Origin of the sequence: Sphaerospermopsis kisseleviana CS-549 (genome assembly GCF_028329225.1) — a bacterium.
Taxonomy (GTDB): Bacteria; Cyanobacteriota; Cyanobacteriia; order Cyanobacteriales; family Nostocaceae; genus Sphaerospermopsis; species Sphaerospermopsis kisseleviana.
The window spans coordinates 1-7,647 of sequence record NZ_JAQMTI010000034.1 but is presented as its reverse complement, the minus strand read 5'-3'; the positions used below and the strand labels follow the sequence as shown (position 1 = coordinate 7,647).

8 protein-coding genes are annotated in these 7,647 nt (G+C 39.6%); 2 read left to right on the top strand and 6 right to left on the bottom strand.

The genetic code is table 11. The features are described from left to right. Nucleotides 1–336: 336 nt before the first annotated feature. Nucleotides 337–555, top strand: coding sequence for a hypothetical protein (locus PN497_RS02710; protein WP_096568007.1), 219 nt, complete (start codon nt 337–339; stop codon nt 553–555). Nucleotides 556–656: 101 nt separating this feature from the next. Here PN497_RS02710 and ribD read toward each other — a convergent pair whose 3' ends face one another. The 4 genes from ribD to PN497_RS02690 form a co-directional block, all read right to left on the bottom strand. Then, nucleotides 657–1,754 carry a bifunctional diaminohydroxyphosphoribosylaminopyrimidine deaminase/5-amino-6-(5-phosphoribosylamino)uracil reductase RibD gene (gene ribD, locus PN497_RS02705; protein WP_272109540.1) on the bottom strand — a complete coding sequence of 366 codons (1,098 nt, stop codon included), beginning with the start codon at nt 1,752–1,754 and terminating at the stop codon, nt 657–659. 182 nt (nt 1,755–1,936) lie between these two features. Further along, nucleotides 1,937–2,575: a rod shape-determining protein MreD gene (mreD, locus tag PN497_RS02700; protein ID WP_096568011.1), complete on the bottom strand. Its 639-nt coding sequence runs from the start codon at nt 2,573–2,575 to the stop codon at nt 1,937–1,939. A gap of 77 nt (nt 2,576–2,652) precedes the next feature. Further along, nucleotides 2,653–3,432 (bottom strand): rod shape-determining protein MreC, encoded by a 780-nt coding sequence (gene mreC / locus PN497_RS02695; RefSeq protein ID WP_096568013.1) that lies wholly within the window; start codon nt 3,430–3,432, stop codon nt 2,653–2,655. 402 nt (nt 3,433–3,834) lie between these two features. Continuing rightward, on the bottom strand, nt 3,835–4,839 hold the full coding sequence (locus tag PN497_RS02690; protein WP_096568015.1) for a rod shape-determining protein: 1,005 nt from the start codon (nt 4,837–4,839) through the stop codon (nt 3,835–3,837). Between the two features lie 405 nt (nt 4,840–5,244). Between PN497_RS02690 and PN497_RS02685 the strand changes: the two genes are divergently transcribed. Then, the gene (locus PN497_RS02685) at nt 5,245–5,607 is read left to right on the top strand and encodes a single-stranded DNA-binding protein (protein ID WP_096568017.1); all 363 of its coding nucleotides are present in this window, start codon (nt 5,245–5,247) and stop codon (nt 5,605–5,607) included. Nucleotides 5,608–5,728: 121 nt separating this feature from the next. Here the strand turns inward: PN497_RS02685 and PN497_RS02680 are convergent, their stop codons facing one another. After that, nucleotides 5,729–6,475, bottom strand: a complete 747-nt coding sequence (locus PN497_RS02680; RefSeq protein WP_096568019.1) for an SIMPL domain-containing protein — start codon at nt 6,473–6,475, stop codon at nt 5,729–5,731. 159 nt (nt 6,476–6,634) lie between these two features. Next, nucleotides 6,635–7,402, bottom strand: coding sequence for a M48 family metallopeptidase (locus tag PN497_RS02675; protein ID WP_096568021.1), 768 nt, complete (start codon nt 7,400–7,402; stop codon nt 6,635–6,637). Nucleotides 7,403–7,647: the final 245 nt, after the last annotated feature.

Sequence of the window (7,647 nt, the reverse complement as noted above, 5' to 3'; positions counted from 1 at the left end):
TTACAATCTTGGCGTTTTACCCAGGTAAAACCTATTGTCTATTGAGAATAGAGTCATTAATTGCTCAAATTTGGTATCACTGATACCAATGCACAAATTGGACAATATCCTCAAAATCTTAACATTCAACACTTCTGCTATAAAGTTTATCTAAGTTAGGTAAACTATTGTAAAGTTAATTTTTGATAATTAATATTTTTTAAACTTTATCAAGATATAAATCAGTTTGTTAAGCCTTTAATAATAGTTATCTCAACTTGTACATTTATTCAGTCAGCTAATATCGAAATTGTGTAATCTGGAAAAAACTAAGCTAAATAATTAAATAGAGGTCTAATGACTCCTACAATTATGCGTCAGCTTTGGTCTATAGTTGAAGCTGCTCAAACTGTAACTCTTTTGCAGCTGGACGATGCCAGCTTGGTACAGTGGTTAGTCAAACAGACCACAAAACAAGCCCTATTAGATCCCCATGAAATAGATTTTCTTTGTGACTACATCCGCGCTCGGCTCAGTCTTATCCGTGATCTTGCTTATGAACGTCAACAGTCATAGGGTATTGGTGATTGGTGATTGGGAAAAATAACCAATGACTAATAACTAATGACTAATAACTAATGACTAATGACTAATAACTAATGACTAATAACTAATAACTACTGACTTTTTTGTGGTAAATAACCTTCAACTAAACAGTCAGAACCGACGACACGCCAATTAACTCTTTCTAGGGGTATAGCTTCTGTCATAGAAGTAAAACCTAAATCACCTACGGGTGTAGGAGCATGACGACCACCAATGATTTTAGGAGCGATAAAAGCCAGAATTTTTTGGACTGCATTTTGAGCGATCGCACTTGCGGCTAAAGTTCCTCCGCATTCCCATAATACGCTGCAAAAACCACGCCCATATAGATAAGCCATAACATGATCTGGTGTGAGCAAGGGAAATTCCACCACTTCCACACCCCTGTTAAGCAACATCTGTTGAAAATCTGGGGAACTGCCCACTGCTGTTAACACCAAAGTATGAGCGTCCGCCACTTCCCACAGACGGGCATTTTCTGGCAAATTCAAACTGCGACTCATCACCACCCGCAAAGGATTATGTCCTTCTTGCTGATGAGTTGTTAAATAAGGATTATCCTGTCTAACGGTATTACCACCGACAATGACAGCATCACAAGCTGCCCTGAGTTGATGTACTTCGCTGCGGGCATCGGGATTTGTGATCCAAGCACTATGACCAGAATTAGTAGCAATTTTGCCATCCAGGGTCATAGCATATTTCAAAATGCCCAAAGGACGTTTGTAGAGAATGCGATGGATAAAACCTTCATTTAGTTTTTGACAAGCTTCTTCTTCCACCCCTACGACTACTTCTATTCCCGCATCACGTAAACGAGCAATACCACCTCCTGCTACCAAAGGGTTAGGATCGACCATACCCACAACTACCTTAGATACACCTGCTTTGATTAAGCCTTCGGAACAGGGAGGAGTGCGTCCGTAATGGTTACAGGGTTCGAGGCTGACATAAATTGTAGCGCCACGAGCTTTTTCTCCTGCGGCTCGGAGGGCAAAAACTTCGGCATGAGGTTCACCTGCACGGGGATGAAAACCTTCCCCGACAATTTCCCCATCTTTGACAACCACCGCCCCCACCAATGGATTTGGTGAAGTGCGTCCCAAAGCACGCCGGGCTAATTGCAAACACCGTTGCATCATCAGGGAATCAAATTCACTACTTACCATATTTGAGGACATTGTGACTGGGGAAGAGGTGATTGGGGATTGGTGATTGGGGATTGGGTAATGGGAAAAATCTTAGATTTTAGATTTTAGATTTTAGATTGGAGTTAACAAAAACAATCCAAAATCCAAAATCCAAAATCCAAAATCCAAAATAAAAAAACTCCTGCCTCCTGTTCCCTGTTTTATGAATTATGAATTAATTTCATTTTTTGCCACCAACGATTGAGAGGGTAATAAAGCACAGGACCCCATAGACTACTAAGAATAGCAGAAGCTAAGGCCACACGTTGGTAATATATCCAGATGTCTTCCGCTTTGCGGAAACATTCTGCACCACAGCTACCACCCATCAAAGAAAATTGCAATGCCAAAATAGTATTTGACACCACCGCCATGCCAAAGACAATTAAAGCAATAGAAATAAAGTCTTCTTGAATAAAACGTTGCTTTTGAATTATGCTGGTCAGCATTCCTACAATTCCTAAACTGATGGCATGGGACGGGTGAGGCGCTGTCAAGGCATCTTGCAGTAGACCTAAAATGATACCTGCCAATGCACCTGCAAATATAGAGCGTTTCACACTCCACGCTACTACCCAAATCAGTAACCAGTTAGGTCCAATACCCAATAATTCCATGCCTGGGAATCGAGTTGGCAACATCAATAAACATAACAGCACTGAGCCAGATGTCACTGTCCAATCCATGACTTGACGTAGCCAGGGATGCCAATCTGTTAGTTGGGGAATTAAGGATTTGGATTTGCGGACTGGCTTTCTTGCTTTCTTGCTTGTGCTGCCAGGAAATCCAGGAATTTTCATGGTTTTGCTCAATTTTTCAGGTAATTGGTGATCGGTGATTGGTGATACAATTTTCTTTCCCAGTCCCCAGTCACCTCTTAGTTTGGTTGTTCCGGATCTGTATTTTCTGAACCTGGATATACTGTTACCCAATCTAAATAGCGTATTGGTGGGAATAATTCAACTTTGGCTACTGAGGTGGGGAGTTTCTTTAAATCTAAAGATTTGATTCTGCCTACTGGTACACCAGCGGGAAATTTCTGACTGTAAGTAGAGGTAGAAACTAAATCTCCAACTTTGACATTGGGGACTTTTTCATAAAACTCTAGCACTCCTTCGCCGGAAGAATCACCTCGTAAAACTCCTTTAGCAGATGTACGGCTAATAGTGACACCTACTTGACTTTTCAGATCGCTAACTAATAATACACGGCTAGTATTGGAAGTGACGCTTTCTACTAAACCCACTAAACCGCCTTCTGCTTTGACCACAAAACCTTTCTGAATACCTGCTTTTGTGCCACTATTTAAGGTTACTTGCTGCCACCAATGGCCAGCACTGCGTCCTATTACCCTGGCTACTATTGGGCGTTTTGCAAGTGGTTCTTTCTCTACGTATCCCAATAAACTTTGTAGTTTTTGATTTTGGCTTTCTAGCTCTACTATCCGGGTTTGCAATTCCAATAACTTGGCTTCACGGATGCGATTTTCAGGAGTGTTTCCTGGCTGCAACGTCTTTAATGGAGTGGCAATACCTAGATATATCTCCATCACTAGCGCCCCTTGAGTCTGTCGTAGTGTCCAAGCACTACCAAAGACTAGTGCTAACAAAACGATTTGTAATCCTTTATTTTCCCACCAACGGCGTGCCGTAAACATTTATGCCTGTTTATATTTGATAAATTATTTAAGATAGAGCAGAATTAAGAAGTCAGGAGTCGTAGGGGCGAAGCATTCGGAAAATAAGCTGTGAGAAAAATTGATCATTGATTGCCCGAATGCTTCGCCCTTGCAGGAAAATAAGCTGTGAGAAAAATTGATCATTGATTGCCCGAATGCTTCGCCCTTGCAGGAGTCAGGAGTCAGGAGTAAGACTGGTGAAAGTGTATAGGTTTCAATTTAGATTTTGTACCTCATTGTTCTGTAATCTGCTGTATAACAGATAGGAGTTTTAAAAGCTGACTGCTGACTGCTAACTGCTAACTGCTATATTAAAATAGTGGTGGCTATATTATTTTATAGCTATAGCTACAGAATCCATTATCTTGTTTTCGCTTTTGCCTACATATTGCGAGAGTGTCCGCTGAATACCCTTTCTAGCTGCTTGAAGTTTTCTAGCACACGACCTGTACCCAGGACAACACAACTTAAAGGATCTGCTGCAATATGAGTGACTATACCTGTTTCATGACTAATTAAGGTATCTATCCCTTTAAGTAATGCGCCCCCACCTGCTAACATAATTCCTCTGTCAATAATATCTGCTGCTAGTTCTGGTGGTGTCCGTTCTAGTGTGCGTTTGACAGCTTCTATAATTACTGATAATGCTTCCAACATACTTTCTCGAATTTCTGGGCTTTTGATTATAACAGTTCTTGGTAATCCAGAAAGCAGGTGCAAACCGCGAACCTCCATAATAGCATCGTGATCATCGTCGGTAGGATAGGCAGAACCAATGCGAATTTTGATGTCTTCTGCTGTTCTTTCACCAATTACCAGGTTATGAACTTTTTTCATATACTGAATAATTGAGTCTGTTAATTCATCTCCGGCAATACGTACTGATTCGCTGATGACTGTTCCTTGTAAACTGAGTACAGCTACTTCTGTTGTTCCTCCTCCAATATCAATGATCATGTTACCGGTGGGTTCGGCGACTGGTAAACCAGCACCAATGGCTGCTGCTATTGGTTCATCAATTAAATATACTTCCCTGGCTCCGTGAGAAGCGGCAGTCATTACAGCTTGTCTTTCTACCCCTGTAACACCGCTGGGAATACCAATGACTATCCGTGGTAAAATCAGTGACTTACCTTCATTTACTCGCTGGATAAAGCTTTTTAGCATCAGTGCGGCCGTCTCAAAATCAGCAATGACACCATCACGCAGGGGGCGGACCGCTATTACATTACCCGGTGTCCGTCCGAGCATTTTTTTGGCATCTTCTCCTACTGCTAGTGCTATTTTTTCATTTTGATCAATGGCAACTACTGACGGTTCTTGTAGTACAATTCCTTTACCAGATACATAAACTAGGGTGTTGGCTGTACCGAGGTCGATACCCATATCCCATGATGAGCGAAAGTTACGAAAAAGACCCACGCGTATCTATGCCCCCTATATGCGCTAATTTGTGAGTGTTAATTGATAAGAGTGAGATTTAATTTCCCTGGATTTTATGATATTTCTTTGCCTGACTCCAGTAAATCAGACTATTTTTTTCTATAATTTTTGTCAATGTTGATGGCTGTAGCAGTCATCTTATTTTCTCTCTTCTCATATTTACTGAACTTAACCGTATAATGGCAATAATTACCAGTAATTTTTAAAGCATCTGGGACAATTAACATATATGATTGTTAATTACTTAACATATTTTCCAGGTTTTTACAATTGGTTATTATAAGATCAAAAATTAATCAGTACAATCGTACTCAAGTTTAACAGTAATTTAAGACTAAGGTAAGACCCATGAGCATTAATGTTGTCACTCTTGTTGGACGTGTAGGTGGCGATCCGAATATCAGGTATTTTGAGTCGGGAAAGGTTAAATGTGAGTTAACTTTAGCGGTTAATAGAAAAACAAAAAATAGTGATCAACCAGACTGGTTTAATTTGGAACTGTGGGGAAAAACTGCGGAAGTAGCAGGTAATTATGTACGTAAAGGAAGTTTAATTGGGGTTAAAGGTTCTCTGAAATTTGATAGTTGGAGCGATCGCCAAACAGGTGTTAATCGTTCAAAGCCAGTCATTTATGTAGACCAACTAGAATTACTCGGTTCTAAGCGTGATGCTGAGGCGGCTATGGGGGATATGTCTCCAGAGAATTTTTAGGTGCAGGAGTCAGGAGTCAGGAGTCAGGAGTCAGGAGTCAGGAGTCAGGAGTCAGGAGTCAGAATAAAGATAAATATTTCCTGTTCCCTGTTCCCTGTTAAGAGTTCCCTGTTCCCTGTTCCTAATAACTAATTTGCAAAGTAACAGATGCTTGTACTTCTTGTTCACCGCCGACTATGGGGGTGGAAGCATCGGCGAGGTTTGCTTTAGCAATTTCAACCCGTTGTAACATTGGTGGTGGGGGCGCACTTGCCCCATTAATTTGAATACTCACTATTTCTTTTGGTTGAAAACCCAAGGTGTCAAGAACTGCATCGGCTTGTTGTTGGGCATCCTGGGTAGCTTTTTTTAATGCTTGTTTTTGGGCGTTGCTAATAGCTTCATCTGTGGCGACAAAACTAATACCATTAATTTGTGTTGCTCCGGTTTTGACTGCTTCATCTAATAATGTACCGACTTTATCGGTGGGAAAGCGAAAACTCACGGTGTTGCTGGCTGCATAACCTGTAATTCTTTGGACGTTGTTGGTATAACTATAAACTGGGTTTAGCCGCACTCCTGTGGTTTCTAATTTCTCGACATTGCGGCTTTTAAGTAAGGCGACTACGGCAGATGACTTGCGGGCGGCTTCTTTTTGTACTTCTTCGGCTGTTTTTCCTTGCACTTCTACACCTAAACTAACTTGTGATAAGGTGGTAGCAATTCTTTCTACTCCACTTCCGCTAACGGTTAAGGTGCGCCATAATTTGGCTTTTTCTTCGGCTGATGCTGGTAGGGCAAATATCATACATATTAATAAGGTGGAATAAAGAATTTTTCCCAGGTTCTTGATATGAAGGGAAGAAATTGATAAGGTATTTCTAGACATAAAATGCACACTCCTCAAAAAAATCAATCAATTATCTACTGTCAACTTTTAACAGTTAACAGTTACTAAAACATCTGGGAGATTTAACTCCTATTGATAGTTTGGCATTGTCTAAATACAAGTTTGGGTTGGTTACGTTTTTGGTAACAAATTAGTTAGTTAGTTATTGTTATTCAATTCTTTTTTATATTCTCGCCACTTTGGCATAAATTGATCCATTAAAGCTTGAAATTTAGCGTTATGGGTGCGTTCTAACAGATGGGTAATTTCATGCACTACTACATATTCTAAACAATGAATAGGTTTTTTTGCGAGTTCTAAATTTAACCAAATGCGTTTAGCTTGTACATTGCAAGTTCCCCATTTTGTTTTCATGGTTTTTATTCCCCATTCGTTAATATTTACACCTATGATTTTTTCCCATTTAGCTATTAATGGGGGAATTTGTATTTTTAATTGTTGACGATACCAATTATTTAAGACTTTTTGCCGTTGTTCTGTATTACTTCCTGTTTTAATATATAAATCAATATATGTGTTATTTCTAATTTCTATTTGTGCATTACCAGGTTTTTCAATCACGTTTAATATATAGCTTTTACCTTGAAAGTAGTGATTTTCTCCTGATAAATATGCTATTTTTTCCGGTAGGTTGGAAAATTGATTATTAGGTTGATTATTAGGTTGATTATTAGGTTGATTATTAGATTTATTAGATTGATTATTAGATTGAAACTTAATTTGATGTTTTTTAATCCATGCTAATTTTTCAATTACAAATAATCGCAAGGATTCATCATTAATATGTAAAGGTGTGGCAATTCTTACTCTTCCATCTGGGGGATAAACTGCTAGATGTAGATTTTTAATGTCTTTTCTGACGACATCTATAGTTAATTCTCCGATAGTTATTTGATAGGTTTGCATAGTTTTTAAAGGAGTAAGGAGTCGTAGGGGCGAAGCATTCGGAAAATAACCTTGTCGTCAAATTTATCATCAATCCCCCGAATGCTGAACACCTGTACAGGAATCAATAGTCATAGGGCGAAGCATTCGGAAAATAATCTTGTAATAAAATTGAGAATTGATCGCCCGAATGCTTCGCCCCTACAGGAAATAACCTTGTCGTCAAATTTATCATCAATCCCCCGAATGCTGAACACCTGTACAGG